Genomic DNA, 17,420 nt, shown 5'->3' on the forward strand with positions numbered 1-17,420 from the left:
AGGACCGGTACCGTTCGCGCTCATTTCCGATGAGGCACCACTAACCATTACGCGCTCAAAAAACATGAGTCACGTCGTGGGCAGACGGCGGACGATGCGGACGATATGATGGTGTTCGTAAACGTCATGGTTGACGATTGAACCATCGGCCACGCCCTCGGATCACGAATCCCGGTGAATCTTTCCCAGCCTTGCACGGGATTCGCGCCTTCCCCTTGATTTTGTCCCCATGCGGACCGACAATAAGGAGAATGCGCGCATTTACTTCCCCAATGAATCGTTCCGATGCCGGCAACCCCATGCGGCTCATCGTCATGGACGTGGATTCCACGCTCATCGACGAGGAGGTCATTGACATGCTCGGCGAGGAGGCCGGCATCGGCGAACGCGTGGCCGCGATCACCGAACGCGCCATGAGCGGCGAATTGGATTTCAAAGCGGCGCTGCGCGAACGCGTCGCCCTGCTCAGGGGCATGCCCGCAGCGGTGCTGGACAAGGTCTATCATCGCTGCCATCTCACCAACGGTGCCGCCGAGCTGGTGCGCACCGCGCATGGGCGCGGATGGAAGGTCGGCGTGGTCTCCGGGGGATTCCATGAGATCGCCGACCGTCTCGCGACCGACGCCGGCATCGATTTCTGCACCGCGAACGGACTGGAGGTCGTCGACGGCGTATTGACCGGCGGACTGCGCGGCGACATCGTCACCAAGGAGACCAAACTGGCCTCGCTGCGTCGATGGGCCGGCGACATGGGCATCCCGATGGGAAACACCGTGGCCATCGGCGACGGTGCCAACGACATCCCGATGATCCAGGCAGCCGGCGTCGGCATCGCGTTCTGCGCCAAGCCGAAGACGCGCGACGCCGCCCCATACGCCATCGACGAACGAGACCTGATGAAGGCGTTCGACATCATCGACTCCACCGACACCACGGACGTCTCCCATTCCGACGTGACGCGGACCATCTGAACCGCGGACTCCGACGTTTTCGTTGTCTGGATTACGAGTTAGCGTTTCGTAGTGGTGAATCGCATATTCCGGCCGTTCCACGGCATCCGAAGGGCCTTCCGTAACAGGCCGGGCAACGTCCATGGAACATGGCTGGAACGTCTGATCGCCCATCCGGGACGTCTGTCCATCGCCTATTTCCTCGTCCTCATCTGCCTGTCCACCGCCCTGCTGATGCTGCCGGCATCGTCGCGCTCCCACACGTTCACGGATTTCAACACCGCGTTCTTCACCGCGGTTTCGGCCCTGTCGACGTGCGGCATCGCCATCGTCAACACCGCCGACTTCTGGACCTATTTCGGGCAGGCCGTGATCCTGGTCTCCATCCAGATGGGCGGCCTGGGCGTGATGACGTTCGCGTCGCTGATCACCATGACCATCAGCCGCCGCATACGGATCTCGCAGAAGCTGCTCGCCGCGGACGAGCTGGGGGCCTCCAAGCTCAGCGAGGTGCAGTCGGTGATCACCGTGGTGCTGGTATGCACGTTCAGCGTGGAGGCCATCGCGTTCTTCATGCTGTTGCCCGCACTGCTCCGGCTCAACGAGGGCAACATCATCAACTCCCTGTGGGAGGCGGTGTTCTTCTCGGTCGCATCGTACAACAACGCTGGATTCACGCCGGATTCCGCCGGACTGTATGTGAACAGCTGGGGCGTGGGACTGCCGATCCTGCTCAGCGCGTTCGTCGGCACGCTCGGCTTCCCCGTGATCCTCAACATCGTCCGCGCCACACGCCGTCATGACGGGCCGCGTCATTGGAATCTGCACACGAAGATCACCGTGGTGACGACGCTCGGCCTGGTCACCTCCTCGCTGGTCTGGTTCCTGCTGGTCGAATGGAACAACCGCACGCTGTTCTGGAACTCGGACATATCGTCGAAGCTCTGGCATGCGCTCGTCGCCGCGGTGATGCCCCGCTCGGCCGGGTTCGACATCTCGTGGATGCCGCACGTGACCGAGCAGACCAAGCTGTTCATGTCGATGATCATGTTCATCGGCGGCGGTTCGGCGTCGACGGCGGGCGGCATCCGCGTCACCACGTTCGCCACGCTGATCCTGGTCTGCCGGGCGTCGTTCATGCGCCGCAAGGACGACGCGGTGTTCGGCAAGCGCCTGCACACGCAGACCGCGATCATGGCGATCGCCATCACCGCCACATGCGGCACGCTCATCTACGTGGCCTCGCTGATCCTGCTGACGATCACGCAGCGCTCGCTCACCGACATCCTGTTCGAATGCTGTTCGGCGTTCGGACTGGGAGGATATACGCTGGGCATAGCGGATCCGTCGAATCCGGCGACGCTGTATGTGCTGGCCGCGCTCATGTTCGTCGGACGGCTCGGACCGATGACCGTGGCCTACGCCATTTCCAAACCACAGCCGCCGCAGGCGGTGCGGTATCCGGCCGAGAGCATCATCGTCGGATGATGGCCGATAACCGATCGACGAAGGACGTACAGCCATGATTTCGTTGTTGCAGGACATGCTGGGCAGGAGGAACAGCCAGATGGGATCCACGCATATCGAGAACCGTTCGATCCTGGTCGTCGGACTGGGGCGTTTCGGCACGGCCGCCGCACGCACGCTGGGAGAGCTGGGCGAGGACGTGCTCGGCGTGGACCGGGACCCGGCGATCATCGCACGATGGTCGGGCAAGGTGCCGGTGATGGAGGCCGACCTGACCGACCCGCTGGCCGTGGAGCAGATCAACGCCTCGAATTTCGACGCCGCACTGGTCGCCATCGGCGACAGCGTCGAGGCGTCGATCCTGACGACTGGCAATCTGCTTGACGCCGGCATCCCCGACGTGTGGGCCAAGTCCATCTCGCATCAGCATACGCGCATACTGCAGCGCATCGGGGCCAGCCACGTGTTCCGTCCGGAGACCGATGGAGGCAAACGCGTCGGCCATCTGCTCGCCAGCCGATACCTCGACTACATCGAGATCGAGGGACCGTATTCCGTCGTGAAGGTGCTCACCCCGTATGCCGTATGCGGCAGGACCATCGCCGAGGCGGATGTGCACGGTCGCTACGGGGTCAGCGTCATCGGCGTGAAGAACCCCGGCGAGGAGTTCCAGTACGGTTCCAACGACATCGTGATGAAGCACAACGGCGAGATCATCATCCTCGGCAGCCAGAAGCAGATCGACCGCTTCATCGAATCCTGACGCCGGTCAGCGGGTCCTTCGCATCAGGCTGATGAACATCTGGTCCGTGTCGTGCAGATGCTCGAACAGCTGCACGTCGCCTTCGCGTCCCGGCAGGGGCATGTCCGGGCTGATGCGTCTCAGCACCGCCGTCGCGTCGAGCCTTTCGACGGCGTCGGTGCCGTCGAGCACGGCGTCGACGATGTCCCGCGTCTCGGCAAGCGCCGGCGAACAGGTCACGTACGCCACCATGCCTCCCACGCGCACCGCCCGCAGGGCGGATTCAAGCAGGCCGCGCTGCACGTCGGCGAGAGCGGTCAGGTCCTCGGGGCGCTTGCGCCACCGCGCTTCGGGCCGCCGTCGCAGGGATCCGAGCCCCGAGCAGGGAGCATCCACGAGGATGCGGTCGAAACAATCGGGATGCATCGTGCCAATGTCCCGTCCGTCATGCTCCAGGACGCCGGTCATCACGGCCGGGGGCAGGGCCCTGGTGTTGTCTCGCACGAGCTGTGCGCGATGATGGCTGGGTTCGTTGGCGGTGAGCGTGGCGCCGCGGCCGGCGGCGATGGCGCCGAGCAGCGCGGTCTTCCCGCCGGGTCCCGCGCACAGGTCGAGCCAGGCCTCGCCCGCGCCGTCGCCGCCCGATGTCTCCGCGTTGGCCAGGGCGAGTGCGGCGAGCTGGCTTCCTTCGTCCTCCACACCGGCGACGCCGCGTCTTACGGCGTCCACGCGTTCGGGGTTCACGCCATGCACGCGCAGCGCATAGGGGCTCCACCGGCCGGGCGCGAGACGCGCCGTCCTCGGCAGTCGGTCCGCCAGCTCGTCGCGGTCGATGAGTCCGGGACGCGCCACCAGGGTGACGTCGGGCTCGTCGTTGTCCCTGGCGAGCATTGCCGCGACCGAGGTCTCGGAGTCCTCCTCCCCCGGGTATCCGGCGGCGTCCCATGCGCGGGACAGCTCCTCGACGATCCACCGCGGATGCGAATAGCGTACGGCGAGGCGTTGCGGATGGTCGTCCTTCGCTATGCGGGAGACGACCACCGACTGCCATTCCTTGAGATCGCGGGTCACGATGCGGCGCATCACCGCGTTGACGAATCCCGCGGAGCGCGAGCCAGCCCGGCGTCTGGCCAGATCCACGGTCTGTGAGACGACGGCGTGGTCGGCCACGTTCATGAACAGCGCCTGGTAGACGCCGATGCGCAGCACGTCGAGACTGTGCGCGTCGATGGCGGACGACGCACGCTTCGCCGCGGCCTCTATGACGGCGTCGATCAGGCCTCGCCACCGCTGCGTACCGTAGACGAGTTGCGTGGCGAACGCGTTGCCGCGCGGGTCCATGCCGGCCGCGGCGAGCGCCCCGGGCAGCAGCAGATTGCTGAAGCTGTCGGTGGAGCCGATACGTGCGGTCACGTCGTAGGCGACCAGTCTGGGGTCGCCGGACGGTTTGTTGCCGGGACGTCGCGATACGCCACCGCGGTTGCCGCCCGGGCGACGGGAATCATGGCCTCCCCGGGGACTGGAGGATATTCGGCCATCGTCAGTCACAGCGGGCCCCCGCTTCCAGTCGCGCCCCGCGGGCCCAGTCGGCGGCCCTCATGGCCTTTTTGCCCTGCGCCTTGACCTCAAGCAGCTCCAGCGGACCGTCGGCCGTTCCGACCCAGACATTGCGCTTGCCGGCCCGTACCGCGCCCGCGGCGAGATCGGCGGGCACGCCGGGACGGTCGGCGTCCGCGGGGATGGCGGAGAGGATGTGCAGGGTGATGGGTTCGGAGTCGGCTCCGGAACGGAACTCGCACCATGCGCCGGGTTCCGGCGTGCATGCGCGGATCTGGCGGTCGATGTCGGCTGCCGGCGCATCGAACAACACGTGAGCGTCCCCGCTGCGGATCTTGTCCGCCACGGTCACGCCTTCCTCGGGCTGTTCGGTCTCGGTGGCGACGCCTGCGGCCACCGCCTGCATGGCACGGACCAGCAGGGACGCCCCGCTGGCCGCCATGGCGTCCAGAAGCCCGCCGGAGGTCTCGCGTGCGCCGATCTCGATGCGGTTCTGCATGAGGATGGGACCTTCGTCCATACCGAGGGTGATGCGGAACACGGTGGATCCGGTTGCGGGCTGACCGGACCAGACCGCCCTCTGCGCCGGGGCCGCGCCGCGCCACTGCGGCAGCAGCGAGAAATGCAGGTTGTACCAGCCCTTGGGCAGCGCATCGAGCGCCGACTGGGGCAGGATGCGTCCGTACGCCACCACGGCGGCCGCCTCGACGTCCCATCGCGCCAGCCCGTCCGCGAATCCCGGATCGCGGGGATCGCCGTCGATGACGGGGATGCCGAGCTCGTTCGCCGCCTGTTTGACGGGGCTGGGCATGAGCCGGCGTCCACGGCCCTTCGGCGCGTCCGGACGTGTCAGCACGCAGGCCACGTCGATGTCTTCGGCTTCGGCGAGCGCCTTGAGGGATGGCACGGCCACATCAGGCGTGCCGCAGAACAGAATTCTCAATCACGGTTCCTTTCCTGGGAGGGTGACGTCATGGTTCGGTATGAGAGGTCGCCGGCGAAGGTCAGACGTCCCGCACGGCGGGGATGTCGACGCCTTCTGCGATGAGCAGCGCCCGCAGCTTCTGCGGATCGGAGAACCGCACGCCGCGGATGCCGGCGGCGTTGGCGCCGACGACGTTCATCGACTTGTCGTCGACGAACAGGGTGCCTTCGGCGTCGATGCCGAAATCATGCAGGGCCCGTTCGTAGATGTCCCTGTGGGGTTTGCGGAGCCTGACGAAGCCCGAGACCACCTTGCCGTCCAGCTGCCGGATGATGTCGCACTGCTCCTCGGCCACGTGGAACAGGTCGGCCTGCCAGTTCGACAGTCCCCATACGCCGATGCCGGCGGCCTTGAGGTCGTTGACCAGCACGCGCGCCCCGGGGACCACGCCGGTCAGGGAGTCGCGGAAGTTGTCGAGATAATAGCGCAGCATATCCGCCCACTTGTCGCCGTGCGTCTCGCGCATCCAGGCGATGCCCTCCTCCAGGGTGGCCCCGCCGTCCATGCGATCGTTCGCGTCGTAGAATCCGGAGATGTCGTTGTCGAGGAACTCGTCGATGGCGTGGCGGCTGTAGCGCGGCAGCATCGCCGCCTCGGGATTCCAGTAGATTAGCACGTTGCCGAAGTCGAAGACCACGTTCTCGATCGGCTTGCCCATGGCGGACGCAGCCGCCCCCTCGCCGACAAGCACGTCGTATTCCATGTCCGGCTCCCCTGGCCAACCCTTCATGATGCCGTCCTTTCCTCAGAGCGCGTCGATTCATATCCATCGAAACACGTCACAAGGACGAGGAACGCCGTCAGATGACGTCCTTCGGGTCGATGGCGAAGCGCAGTTCGCCGGGCGACCGCGAGGCGACATGCCGGGCGACGGCGGCACGCAGCCGGGCTGCCAGCTCGTTCACGCGGTCGTTCGGCACACGCACGAGCGCACGCACCCGGTCGGAGGTCTCCTCCAGCTGCCGCCCCATGCGCCGTTCCGGAGCGATGGGCACGGGGCCGAGCACGGCGGGCCATTCGGCGTCTCCGACCCGTACGATGCCCAGATCGCCGTCCAATGCGCCGATGCGGTCGAGAAGGGTCGTGACGGCGGCACGCTCGCCCCATACGGCCGCCGCGGACACGCTGGGCGGGAACACGGTGGCGGCGCGCTCCTCGACCTCCTTGGAGGCGAGTATGCGGGGGTCCCACATGACCAGCGACTGCGCCAGCGCCGGATCGGACTCCCCTACGAGCAGCACCTGCCCGCCTCGGGTACGCGGCACGCAGAGCGAGGCGGCCCGCATCCACGCGGTCAGCGCGTCGACGCGGGCGTCGAGGCCGGGCGCATACAGGCTGGTCCATGCGTCGAGGATGACCACGGCCTGATATCCGGCCGTGCCCGACGGCCGCGACGCGGACACCACACGTGGTTCGGCGCCGGGTGTGGCTATCACCAGCTGGGGCTTGTCCGCCACGTCCTCGATGATGCCCCGCGGCTGGTTCGGCGTGGAGATCATGATGGGCACGCCACGGACCAGCCCCTGCAGTTCACGCATGGTGCCTTCGGCGCCCACGCGCACGCCACGCATGCGCGGGCAGGAGCAGGAGGAACAATGCCAGTCCACGGCAGCGGCCCCGCACCAGGCGCATTGCGGCGCCGCTGCGGGCATCTGCCGCAACGGTCCGGTGCATCGGGGGCATCGTGCACGCGCATGGCAGTGCGTGCACGCCAGCACGGTGCCTTCGCCCCGGTGGGGCACGGACAGCAGCACGGGCCCCTTCCCCAATGCACGATGCATGGCGGCGACGGCGGTGTGCGGCACACGGGCCCCGATGGCCGGGTCGGCGAGCCGCGCCAGCTCCTCATGGTTGAGCCACCGTCCCCACGGAGTCAGGTCCTTCGCCGCGGCCGGCAACGCGTGCACATCCACCACACGCGGATCATGGGTCGCCTCCCATTGGCTGATGGGGCTTCTGGCATGCCCCGCGGCGAGGAACACGCCGCCATGGGCCTGCGCCCGCAGTCTCAGCACGTCGCGCGCCTGAGCGTAGGGCATGAGTCCGTCGGCGTTCTGGTAGGCCACGTCGTCGACGATGGCGAACAGGGCGGGACCTTCGACCGGCGCGTACATGGCGGCGCGCAGGCCGATGACGCATCGCACGGTGCCGTCCGCCACCGCCATGTAGGACCGGTAGCGCAGTTCGGGTGCCATGGACGCGCCGAGCGTGGCCACGTCCCCGCCCCATACGCCGTTGCCGGTGGGTGACGGCGCGAACGGCCGCAGCCCGTAGGCGGCGAGCGAACGCGCCATGTCGGACACGTGTCGCATGTCCGGAAGCACCACGACCGCGGAGCGCCCGTGCATAATCATGGTGGCCACGGCCCAGGCGAGGTCCTTGGCCCACAGTCTTGGCCCGGGCAGGCTGTCCCATACGACATGCCCGTAGGAGCGCGCCTCCAATGCCTGTTTCAGCAGCGCCGCCGAGGCATAGCTTGATTCGATGCGGGAGAACGCCTTGACGGTGGGCTCGTCCAGGGTGACGGCCAGTTCGTCGGCCCGGGCGGACACGGCCTTGCCCCCCGGTCTCCACTCCCCGTCCACCTTGGCGCTGCGGGGCGGCACGGCCACGCGCAGGATGTTGGCTCGGGTGCCGCCGAACGCGTCGGCGATGAGGGCGACGTCGTCACGCATCCGTTCGGAAAGGACGACGCGCGGGGAGACCACGCGTTCGAGGAAGCGCAGGGACGACGACGGGGTGTCGCTGGAATCGGCCCTCTGCCAGATGAATCCATCGAGCAATCGCCTCCCGAACCGCACGCGCACCCGCACGCCGGGCCGGGCGGCGTCCGACTGCTTCTCGTCGACGAGATAGTCGAAGGTCCTTCCCAGATGCGTGGCCTGTACATCGATGACCACACGGGCTATGGGATGCTCCGCCGCCGGTGTCTTCTCGGCGGGCGCGCGTCTGCGCCGGCGCCGGGGCGCGAGCCCGTCCAGCGCCAGCTGCTCCGCATGCATCCCACTCATCCCCTCACCCTATCATCCACGCTTCCGCCGCCCCAAGATCGACGCAACCCTGTCCCAATACGCAGACCAGCACACTCTGCACGACCGTAAGCAGCGGCACCCCACAACGCAGGAAGCCGGTATGTCATTCTCGACCGTGAATCATCGATGCCCATTACGACAAAGGAATCCGGCATATCGTTCCCGACCGTAAGCAGCGCAGGTATTTGCTAGGCTTGCCAAGCAAATACCGGAGCGAGGCCGAACGGCCTTGAGTGTGTCGAGAACGATGTGCCGGATTCCCTCCCGGTCAGCGACCGATGTCCTCTATTCCGCGATGGCGGCCTTCAATTCGTCGACCTTGTCGGTCCTCTCCCACGGGAACTCCACATCCACACGGCCGAAGTGCCCGTATGCGGCGGTCTTCGCGTAAATCGGACGCTTGAGGTCGAGCTCGTCGATGATGGCGGCGGGACGCAGATCGAACACCTTGCGCACGGCGGCCGCGATCTGGGCGCGCGTGACGCCCTCCTCGGGGCCGAAGGTCTCCACGTTGACGGACACGGGGTCGGCCACACCGATGGCGTACGCCACCTGGACCTCCACGCGATGGGCGAGGCCGGCCGCCACGATGTTCTTCGCCACCCAGCGGGTCGCGTACGCGGCGGAACGGTCCACCTTCGACGGATCCTTGCCGCTGAAGGCGCCACCGCCGTGATGGGCGGCTCCGCCATAGGTGTCGACGATGATCTTGCGGCCGGTCAGGCCGGCGTCGGCAGCCGGTCCGCCAAGCACGAATGAGCCGGTCGGATTGACGAGCTGGCGGTAGTCGTCGTGCCTGACGCCGTCACCGAGCACCTCGTCGAGCACGGGGTCGATGACGTGGTCCTTGAGCTCGCCGCGCAGCCATTCCTGCGTGGCCTCGGGATCGTGCTGGGTGGAGATGAGCACGGTGTCCACGCGCTTCGGACGGTCGTCCTCGTCATATTCGATGGTCACCTGGGTCTTGCCGTCCGGACGCAGATGCGCGACTTCACCGTTCTTGCGCACCTCGGCGAGACGGTAGGCGAGGCGATGCGCCAGATAGACGGGCAGCGGCATGAGCACGTCGGTCTCGTCTGTGGCGTATCCGAACATGACGCCCTGATCGCCGGCACCCTGCGCCTCATAGCGTTCCTCGCGACTCGCCTCGGTCTCCTTCTCCCCGGTCAGGCGCGCCACGCCCTGGTTGATCTCGGAGCTCTGTTCTGTTATGGCCACGATCACGCCGCAGGAGTCGGCGTCGAGACCGACCTCGGAGGAGGTGTATCCGATGCGACGCAGCGTCTCACGCACCTTGGACTGCACATCGACGTAGCCCTTGGACGTCACCTCGCCGAACACGAGGAACACGCCGGTCGCCGCGGAGGTCTCGACGGCCACATGGGACTGCGGGTCCTGCCTGAGCAGTTCGTCGAGGATTTCATCGGATATCTGGTCGCAGACCTTGTCGGGGTGGCCTTCGGTCACGGATTCGGCCGAGATGAGCTTGCGCTCCTGATTGGTCATATCATCCCTCTTTCGGACTTATCGCCCCGCATGACGTCGCGAGGCACAATGATACGGTTTGTTGTTCTGTTTTGGGGAGCCACGCCGACGTGCGGATGTCGCGCCGGTTATGGAAAAGGCCCGTGCCGGACCATTCCCATGGTCGGCGCGGGCCTCGATGCGTTCGCTCCTGACGTTCAGTTGTACTCGACATGCGTGCGGTCGGCAAGCGTGTCGCCGATATTCCCCGCACGGAGGACACCGTCAAACGATGGACCTCCATGCATGACGAAGAACGCCGGTCACTCCGTGGAATCAGTTGCCTTCGTTGACGTCGTCCTCGCCGAGCGTCTCCTCAAGCAGGCCGTTGTTGATCTCGCGGAACGCGATGGACAGCGGCTTCTCCTGGTTCTGGTACTCGACCAGAGGACCCACGTTCTGCAGCAGTCCTTCGTTGAGCTGGGTGAAGTAGGAATTGATCTGACGGGCGCGCTTCGCGGCGAAGATGGCGAGCGCGTACTTGGAATCCGCGTGCTGCATCAGATCGTCGATGGGGGGATTCGCAAGTCCCTGAGGCTCCGGATTGGTGCCAAGTGTCATTGGTGCTCCAAACTTGTATTGGATGAAAGTACTTCGATAATCGAATGGATTTTACCCCATAACGGCCGTTTTGTGAAGACCTAATGTGAAAATCCTTCCATATATCGACACTAGCATGAACGGACGCCTTGCCCCGATGGTTGAATGGAGGCATGACAGAAATGCGATCTGCAAAACTAATGACTGGACGTGTATTCGCGGGCGCTCGCGCCCTTTACCGCGCCGCCGGGGTCAATGGTGACGACATGGGCAGGAAGCCCATCATCGCCATCGCCAACTCCTTCGACGAGTTCCTCCCGGGCCATGTGCATCTGAACAAGGTGGGGCGCATCGTCTCCGAGGCCATCAAGGAGGCCGGCGGCATCCCGCGCGAGTTCAACACCATGGCAGTCGACGACGGAATCGCCATGGGCCACACCGGCATGCTGTACTCCCTGCCCTCCCGAGACATCATCGCCGACACCGTCGAATACCAGTGCAACGCGCACTGCGCCGACGCCCTGATCTGCATCCCGAACTGCGACAAGGTCGTCCCCGGCATGCTGATGGCTGCCCTGCGCCTCAACATCCCCACCGTGTTCGTCTCCGGCGGCCCGATGGAGGCCGGCACCACCGTCCTCGCCGACGGCACCGTCAAGAAGAACACCGATCTGATTTCGGTGATGTACGCCTCCGCCGACGACAACGTCTCCGAGGAGGACCTGCTCAACTACGAGAAGACCGTCTGCCCGACCTGCGGCTCCTGCGCCGGCATGTTCACCGCCAACTCGATGAACTGCCTGACCGAGGCCATCGGTCTCGCGCTGCCCGGCAACGGCACGATCCTCGCCTCCCACGGCTTCCGCAAGGAGCTGTTCCGCAAGGCCGCGCGCCAGGTCGTCAAGATCGCCAACCAGTACTACAAGGACGACGACGATTCCGTGCTGCCGCGCTCCATCGCCACCAAGGAGGCGTTCGAGAACGCGATGACGATGGACGTGGCCATGGGCGGCTCCACCAACACCGTGCTGCACATCCTCGCCATGGCGCAATCCGCCGACGTGGACTTCACGCTCGACGACATCGAGCGCATCTCGCACACCGTGCCGTGCATCTGCAAGGCCGCGCCCTCCGGCAAGTGGGAGATCTCCGACGTGCACCGCGCCGGCGGCATCTGCGGCATCCTCGGCGAGCTCGACCGCGCCGGCAAGCTGCACAAAAACGTTCACTCCATCGACTACCCGACGCTCGAGGACAAGCTCGCCGACTGGGACATCATGCGCGACACCTGCACCGAAGAGGCCAAGACCATGTACCACGCGGCGCCGGGCCACATCATCTCCCCCGAGCCGTGGACGCACGAGACCCTGTTCGACTCCCTCGACACCGACCGCGTCAACGGCGCGATCCATGACATCGACCACCCGGAGATCCACGAGGGCGGCCTGGCCGTGCTGCGCGGCAACCTCGCGCCCGACGGCTGCGTGGTGAAGACCGCCGGCGTGCCGCAGGAGATCTGGAAGTTCCGCGGACCGGCACTGGTGGTCGAATCGCAGGAGCAGGCCATCGAGGTCATCCTCAACGACACGCTGAAGCCCGGCATGGCGCTGGTCATCCGCTACGAGGGACCGAAGGGCGGCCCGGGCATGCAGGAGATGCTCTACCCGACCTCCTTCGTCAAGGGCAAGGGCATCGGCAAGCAGGTGGCCATGCTCACCGACGGCCGCTACTCCGGCGGCTCCTCCGGTCTGGCCATCGGCCATATGGCACCGGAGGCCGCGAACAAGGGCCCGGTCGCGCTGATCAAGAACGGCGACATCATCAACATCGACATCGAGGCACGTTCCGTGAACGTGGAGCTGACCGACGAGCAGCTGGCGGAGCGCCGTCGCGAACTTGAGGCCGGAGACGGTTACGTGGCCCACCGCGACCGCAAGGTGAGCCAGGCACTCAAGGCCTACGCCGCCTTCGCCCGCTCCGCGGACAAGGGTGCTACGAGAGATCCGGAGCTCATCAATAAGCTTTCCGGACTCGCCTGATTGATTCCCTAAGCCCGAAACGCAACGGGGGCCGCACACGTGCCAGGACGTGGGCGGCCCCCGTTTTCTATCCGCTTCTATCCGCTTCTATCCGCGGCTGCTGTGCCGGCCACTGGCATCGTACCGGCTATTCACGCTTCCTGCGTGCCGATCGCGCCAATCCAAGACCGACCGCGGCGAGCACAAGCATCGCCACCGCCCCGGTCGCGGCGACGCCGGTCCGCGCGAGCACGGAGATGCCCGGCTTCGTATCGTCGGTGCCGGCGATGGTCTTGCCGTCCGCCTTGTGGACGGTTCCTCCGGACGGAGGCGCCACCACATCGTTGCCGCCGGAGGCGGGGTCGGACGGTCGATTCGGATTCGACGGCTGATTCGGCCCAACCGGCTTATCCGGATTCGTCGGCTTGTCCGGATTCGTCGGCTTATCCGGGTCGGTTGTGGCATTCGCCTTCCATCGTGCGGTGAGCGTGACCGTCGCGCCATCGGCGGTGGTCAGGTTGCGCACGGTGGCCGCGTCATCGGCGATCCGACCGTCCGGCAGCAGCCATCCGTCGAACGTGTACCCGGTACGCGTGAACGCGTTGACGGGCAGAGGTGTATCCGCATCATATGCGGCATGGACGTCGGCCATTGTGCCGGCCGCATCGGACGCGCCCTTGTCGAAGCGGAGAGTATACGTGTTCGCCCGCCACACGGCGGTGACGGTGACGACCGTGCCGGCGGCGTCGGTGAGGTTCTTCACCTTGGCCCCCGGCTGCGATACCGAATCGTCCGGCATACGCCAGCCGGCGAACGTGTATCCGGTACGCGTGAACCCGCTCTCGGGTAGCGCGGTCTCCTTGTCGAACACGATGCCGATGTCGGCGGTGTCGCCGGCCGCATCGGACGCGCCCTTGTCGAAGCGGAGCGTTGCCGCGTTGGGCGACCAGACGGCGACGATCGTCACGGTAGCGCCATCCCTGTCCGTCAACGATGGCACGGTGGCTCCTGGTTTCACCTCGCTCCCATCGGGCAGCTTCCAGCCGGTCTGCGTGTATCCGCGGCGCACGCCCGCGTCCGGAAGGGTCACATCGGCACCGGCCTCCAATTGCCGCGGCGCGACCGTCGAGTCGCCGCCGTTCGGGTCGGCCACGAGCGTGTACGTGTTGCGCCGCCATACCGCGGTCAACGCCGTCGACGACGTGGTTGTGTCACCGGGCGAGACGGCATTGCCGGCGGCGTCCTTCCATCCGGTCGCCGTCCATCCGGCACGGGTGAAGGCCACGTCCGGAATGGATGCGGGAATGCCTTCATACAGGTCGAGGTCGGCCATGGTGCCGGAGGCGTCCTTCGCACCCGCATCGAACGTGATCGTTCCGGTCTTCGCTGCCTTGGGCGCGCCGGTCGTCTCGATGCGCAGCGAACGGATGGGCCGTGCATTGTAGCCGTTCACGAAAAGAACCGTACCGGTCCACGTGTATGACGTGCCGTCCAGGTTCTCGCCCTCGAAGCCGGTGACCTTCAATCCGTCTGGGACCTTCAGGCTGCGCAGGTCCTCGTACACTTCGCCCAGCTGGCCGGCTCCCCGGTATTCGCCGACGCCGAGCGTCACCTTGTTGCCGACACCGTGGCTGGGACCGTAGATCGCATCGTACAAATCGACGGTCCGGTTGTCGGTGAACGTGGTCGCGGCGACTTCGCTGGGCCCGTGACCGGACCGGAACGCGATCGCCTTCACGGTCAACGGCGACGACGTGATTCTCACCGGGTCTCCCGTCCAACGTGTGCCATGTGTGGGCGTGGGCTCCGAACCGTCGGTCGTGAACATGACGTCGTCATCCGGGTCTGCCGGCCGGATGGTGAACGCGAGGCTTCCATCGTCCAATGCGGTTCCGGCGATACCGGGCCGCGGGGTCGCCGTGACGGCTGCATCCTTCGGGACCAGCGTGAACTTCAGCGTCGCCGGCGACTGGTCGTACCCGTCCACCGTGCGCTTCGCGGGAATCGCATCGTATCCCTTCAGGGTGACGGTCACGTCGCCGGACGGAACGTCGTTCAATGTGGCCGTCCCGTCCACCGGATGGGAGACGGTCGGCTGCGCCGCGGTGTCGCGCGGCGTCAATGTCACAGTCGCCGCCGACACGTCCGAACCGTCGGATGCGGCGACGTCGACTTTGGCCGTCGTGACGGATCGGACGGTCGCGGGCTTGGAGACGTTCGCACGCACATCGTAGGCGACGACCGTCCATACGGGATCATGGTCGCCGGTGGTCACATCGAACACGCCGGTGGTGGAATACGCGACCGGCGTGCCGTCGGCATGGAGTTCGAAGCCGACGGCCGCGTCGCCGGACACGGAGGCGTTGATGCGCAATGTTCCGTCCGCGTTGCGCGAGACCTTGAGGGACGGAGTGACATCGGAGTCGAACGGTTTGGCGCCGTTGATCGCCTTCGCGTCCGCATCCAGCGTGAAATACTGGATCTGCTGTGCGAGCTTCGGATATTTGGCCGTGTATTCCTTCGTGGCGTCGGTGACGGGCATGCCGAACCGTCCCATCACTTCGCTCATATCGTATCCGAGTGCGTCCGAATAGGCGCGGGCCGCACCATCGTACACGGTGCCGACGTTGCGGTAGCGTGCCGGATCACGGCGGACCTGTCGCAGTACAGCGCCGAATCCGCCGTATTCGCGGACCTGGTCGGCGAGCTCACGCGTGTATGTGGATCCGTCGAAGTTGTAGTCCTTGTAGTCGTAGTCGTCGAACCAGTGGAGCACGTCGAACCGGGCGACCACGTCCAGCCAGATGTCTCCCCATTGCGAGGCTGCGGACGGGTTCTTGAGCCGTTCGTCAAGCCAGTCGGTGATCGTCTTCTGGGAGCTGATCGCGTTGCCGTGGTACGTGTTGGTGGTGAATTGGCCTCCGCCCGCTTTCATGGCGTCGATGCCGGCCACACGCCGTCCCCAGAGGGCGTACAGGTTGTTGGTCTCCTCGCCACGGATCAGAGGGTTCACATCCATCATGTGTCCCTGCTCGTGGTCGTTGGCCCACCCATGCGCGGCATCCACCGTGGTGGCCACGTCCGGCCATACCGATTCCGGCAGGTGATACATGGTGAACCAGGCGAACATGGTGGAGGGGACGGTTAGGTTCGAGGTCATCTCCAGCACGATCTTCATGCGCGTCGGCTTTTGCTTCGTATCCGCATCGGACTCGTCGAAGCCTTGCAATCGGTCGAAGAACGCGAGACGGTCGGTGGTCACCTTGTAGGCGTTGGCGGCCCATGCGGTCGCATCCGCCTCCGATTGGATGTCCTTCAGGGAGTCGGCGAGTTTGGCGGCGCGCAGCTCATATACCTGGCGACCCAGGATCAATGCCGAAGCGTCCATGTGCAGATCGGGATTATCGACAAGATCGCCGACGTTGACGTCGACGCCGGACGCCACATATTCGCGAAGCTGCTGTACGAACGTCCAGAATAGTTCCGGATGCTGCGGATCATGCGTATACGTGGGATAGGCGCCGAGGGAGGGCCGTCCGTCGGAGGCGTTGCCGTTCGTGATGGTGACGGTGCCGGGGTCGGTCGTGTCGTTACGGATCAGCAATGTCTGACCGACTTTGCGCTGGGACGTGTCGAAGGTGATTGCATTGGCGCCGTTGTTCAGCCGTCCGCCGTCGTCGGCGCGCATGGCCGAATATCCGCGGTCATCGACGCGGCCCGCCTCGCGGTATGCCCAGACCACGTTGGGGTTCGATGCCTTCGAGTCCACGGTGATGGTGAAGTGTGCGGTGATGCCGGGACGGATGTAAAGGCCGGTCCATTCACCGTTCTCGAACGTATATCCCTGCTGGGTACGCTGCTGGTCCGCGTCCTTGGACCCGTCTGTCGGTAGTGTGATGGTGACCGGCTGCGTCGCGTCTGGCAGTGACGGCGCCGCCTGCGCGGGAACCGTAACCATGACGGCGACCGCGGCGAGCACCGTGACCAGACCGGTCAGGCGACGTAGTGGTGAGGAAAGCATGGATATCCTCCGATATTGTCGTATTGCATTGTCTTGCGGATATATACGGGGGCCCGATGGATTCGTAACCGTCACGAGGATGGCATCCTCCGTTCTCTCCCGCCGATGTGATACCCGGTCTACATGCCAATGCTAGCCCGACTCCTCGCCATAATATGTCGACACATACCCTCTTCATACCCCCTTTATAAGGGCTTTCGAACGTCGTATCCTGAATCACGCTATGAACACGTCGCCCCCTAGCTGTTGATTGTGTTAGGGTCTGGGGTCTTTAACGCTGATTTCGCGGGGCGTGATGCCGTTTGCCGCAGTCTTCCCATCCGCCATCGGACAGGAACCAGGAAAAGGAAATGAGTGTTGTGTGTGTTGTGGGTGGTGCTGAAGGAGCCGTTGCCGGTGTACGTCGTCGACAGCCCGGAAAACGGGAAAGGGGCCGTCCCGGCTGGGGCGGTCCCTTATTTTTCCAAAGAGTGTATTGCGGCGGCGTGCTACTCTCCCACACCCTGCCGGGTGCAGTACCATCGCCGTGCCGGGTCTTAGCTTCCGGGTTCGGAATGGGACCGGGCGTCTCCCCCGGGCCATGG

Annotated in this window: 11 protein-coding genes, 1 rRNA gene and 1 riboswitch; of the genes, 4 read left to right on the forward strand and 8 right to left on the reverse strand. The window is 65.5% G+C overall.

What is annotated here, in order from left to right:
• The first annotated feature begins 251 nt into the window (after nucleotides 1-251).
• From serB to DF200_RS09300, 3 genes are read left to right on the forward strand one after another with little or no spacing between them, the layout of a single operon-like run.
• Nucleotides 252-971 carry a phosphoserine phosphatase SerB gene (serB, locus tag DF200_RS09290; RefSeq protein ID WP_109137995.1) on the forward strand — a complete coding sequence of 240 codons (720 nt, stop codon included), beginning with the start codon at nucleotides 252-254 and terminating at the stop codon, nucleotides 969-971.
• A gap of 51 nt (nucleotides 972-1,022) precedes the next feature.
• The gene (locus DF200_RS09295) at nucleotides 1,023-2,438 is read left to right on the forward strand and encodes a TrkH family potassium uptake protein (protein ID WP_241520220.1); all 1,416 of its coding nucleotides are present in this window, start codon (nucleotides 1,023-1,025) and stop codon (nucleotides 2,436-2,438) included.
• A 55-nt stretch (nucleotides 2,439-2,493) separates the two neighbouring features.
• Nucleotides 2,494-3,180 carry a potassium channel family protein gene (locus tag DF200_RS09300; RefSeq protein WP_439098328.1) on the forward strand — a complete coding sequence of 229 codons (687 nt, stop codon included), beginning with the start codon at nucleotides 2,494-2,496 and terminating at the stop codon, nucleotides 3,178-3,180.
• 6 nt (nucleotides 3,181-3,186) lie between these two features.
• Here the strand turns inward: DF200_RS09300 and DF200_RS09305 are convergent, their stop codons facing one another.
• The 6 genes from DF200_RS09305 to rpoZ form a co-directional block, all read right to left on the reverse strand.
• Entirely contained in the window at nucleotides 3,187-4,707 is a 1,521-nt protein-coding gene (locus tag DF200_RS09305) for an RsmB/NOP family class I SAM-dependent RNA methyltransferase (protein ID WP_206603438.1), read from the reverse strand.
• Nucleotides 4,700-5,659 carry a methionyl-tRNA formyltransferase gene (gene fmt / locus DF200_RS09310; protein WP_109137996.1) on the reverse strand — a complete coding sequence of 320 codons (960 nt, stop codon included), beginning with the start codon at nucleotides 5,657-5,659 and terminating at the stop codon, nucleotides 4,700-4,702. Before fmt ends, DF200_RS09305 begins: the two co-directional genes overlap by 8 nt.
• A 61-nt stretch (nucleotides 5,660-5,720) precedes the next feature.
• Nucleotides 5,721-6,431, reverse strand: coding sequence for an HAD family hydrolase (locus DF200_RS09315; protein ID WP_109137997.1), 711 nt, complete (start codon nucleotides 6,429-6,431; stop codon nucleotides 5,721-5,723).
• A 70-nt stretch (nucleotides 6,432-6,501) separates the two neighbouring features.
• Nucleotides 6,502-8,712 carry a primosomal protein N' family DNA-binding protein gene (locus tag DF200_RS09320; protein ID WP_109137998.1) on the reverse strand — a complete coding sequence of 737 codons (2,211 nt, stop codon included), beginning with the start codon at nucleotides 8,710-8,712 and terminating at the stop codon, nucleotides 6,502-6,504.
• Nucleotides 8,713-9,018: 306 nt separating this feature from the next.
• A complete protein-coding gene (metK, locus tag DF200_RS09325) occupies nucleotides 9,019-10,239 on the reverse strand; it encodes a methionine adenosyltransferase (protein ID WP_109137999.1) in 1,221 nt (406 codons plus the stop codon).
• Nucleotides 10,235-10,295: riboswitch (SAM riboswitch) on the reverse strand. Its footprint overlaps the gene before it by 5 nt.
• 238 nt (nucleotides 10,296-10,533) lie before the next feature.
• A complete protein-coding gene (gene rpoZ, locus DF200_RS09330) occupies nucleotides 10,534-10,818 on the reverse strand; it encodes a DNA-directed RNA polymerase subunit omega (RefSeq protein ID WP_109138000.1) in 285 nt (94 codons plus the stop codon).
• A 152-nt stretch (nucleotides 10,819-10,970) separates the two neighbouring features.
• On the opposite strand from rpoZ, the gene ilvD reads away from it, so the two are divergent.
• Nucleotides 10,971-12,836, forward strand: coding sequence for a dihydroxy-acid dehydratase (gene ilvD, locus DF200_RS09335; protein WP_109138001.1), 1,866 nt, complete (start codon nucleotides 10,971-10,973; stop codon nucleotides 12,834-12,836).
• 127 nt (nucleotides 12,837-12,963) lie between these two features.
• Here the strand turns inward: ilvD and DF200_RS09340 are convergent, their stop codons facing one another.
• Together DF200_RS09340 and rrf are read right to left on the reverse strand one after the other, a co-directional pair.
• On the reverse strand, nucleotides 12,964-16,836 hold the full coding sequence (locus DF200_RS09340) for an InlB B-repeat-containing protein (protein WP_109138002.1): 3,873 nt from the start codon (nucleotides 16,834-16,836) through the stop codon (nucleotides 12,964-12,966).
• A gap of 475 nt (nucleotides 16,837-17,311) precedes the next feature.
• A 5S ribosomal RNA gene (gene rrf / locus DF200_RS09345) occupies nucleotides 17,312-17,420 on the reverse strand; the annotation flags it as partial.

The organism is Bifidobacterium catulorum (genome assembly GCF_003129925.1).
GTDB lineage: Bacteria > Actinomycetota > Actinomycetes > Actinomycetales > Bifidobacteriaceae > Galliscardovia > Galliscardovia catulorum.

What these genes read in the sequence shown, in the direction of transcription:
- serB (WP_109137995.1), top strand. Translation starts at nt 252, where the DNA reads ATGCGCGCATTTACTTCCCCAATGAATCGTTCCGATGCCGGCAACCCC.
- DF200_RS09300 (WP_439098328.1), top strand. Translation starts at nt 2,494, where the DNA reads ATGCTGGGCAGGAGGAACAGCCAGATGGGATCCACGCATATCGAGAAC.
- DF200_RS09315 (WP_109137997.1), bottom strand. Translation starts at nt 6,431, where the DNA reads ATGAAGGGTTGGCCAGGGGAGCCGGACATGGAATACGACGTGCTTGTC.
- DF200_RS09320 (WP_109137998.1), bottom strand. Translation starts at nt 8,712, where the DNA reads ATGAGTGGGATGCATGCGGAGCAGCTGGCGCTGGACGGGCTCGCGCCC.
- metK (WP_109137999.1), bottom strand. Translation starts at nt 10,239, where the DNA reads ATGACCAATCAGGAGCGCAAGCTCATCTCGGCCGAATCCGTGACCGAA.
- rpoZ (WP_109138000.1), bottom strand. Translation starts at nt 10,818, where the DNA reads ATGACACTTGGCACCAATCCGGAGCCTCAGGGACTTGCGAATCCCCCC.
- ilvD (WP_109138001.1), top strand. Translation starts at nt 10,971, where the DNA reads ATGACAGAAATGCGATCTGCAAAACTAATGACTGGACGTGTATTCGCG.
- DF200_RS09340 (WP_109138002.1), bottom strand. Translation starts at nt 16,836, where the DNA reads ATGCTTTCCTCACCACTACGTCGCCTGACCGGTCTGGTCACGGTGCTC.